1 protein-coding gene is annotated in these 531 nt (G+C 60.5%); it reads left to right on the top strand.

The features are described 5' to 3' along the window. Positions 1-339 (top strand): cupin domain-containing protein (locus J5M71_RS27010; RefSeq protein WP_207838572.1); only part of this gene is annotated, 339 nt, incomplete at its 5' end. Between the last annotated feature and the right edge of the window lie 192 nt (positions 340-531).

The raw sequence follows: 531 nt of genomic DNA, 5'->3' as shown, positions 1-531 counted from the left end.
CATCAATACGTGTTCCGCGCCAATGAACAACCCGACCTCGGCCGCCACGGCCTGCGCCTGCTGCTCATCGGCGCCTCGGTGCCCAGCCGGCAGATGCGCCTGCTCCGCGAACAATACGCCCCCGGCGCCAGCTCCGGCGAAGAGCCGATCGTGCATGCCGAAGGCGAAGAGTGCGGGCTGGTCACGCGCGGCACGGTGGAGCTGACCGTGGACGGGCAGGTGAGTGTGCTGAATGCCGGGGATGGTTATTACTTTCCGACGACGTTGCCTCATAAATTCCGGAATATCGGCGCGGATGAGGCGGAGATTATCAGTGCGAATACGCCGGCGAATTTTTGAGGGCTTGCGTTTCGCATTGCTTCATGAAGGTTGATGTTAGGACAGCGCGGGCCACATGCAGTGTTTTCCTGCGAAGTTTTCAGACGTGGAAATTGCGCGAGCCTTTGGCCGATAACCACTCGTCCGGCGCATCGCACGTTCGCCCCACAGCCTCTTCCAATGCTGTAACTCCCCACGCAAAGGAAGAGCAAC

Origin of the sequence: Pseudomonas sp. 43(2021), assembly GCF_017490805.1 — a bacterium.
Taxonomy (GTDB): Bacteria; Pseudomonadota; Gammaproteobacteria; order Pseudomonadales; family Pseudomonadaceae; genus Aquipseudomonas.
Note: the sequence above shows the minus strand (reverse complement) of the source record. Positions and strands in the feature narration are given on the sequence as shown.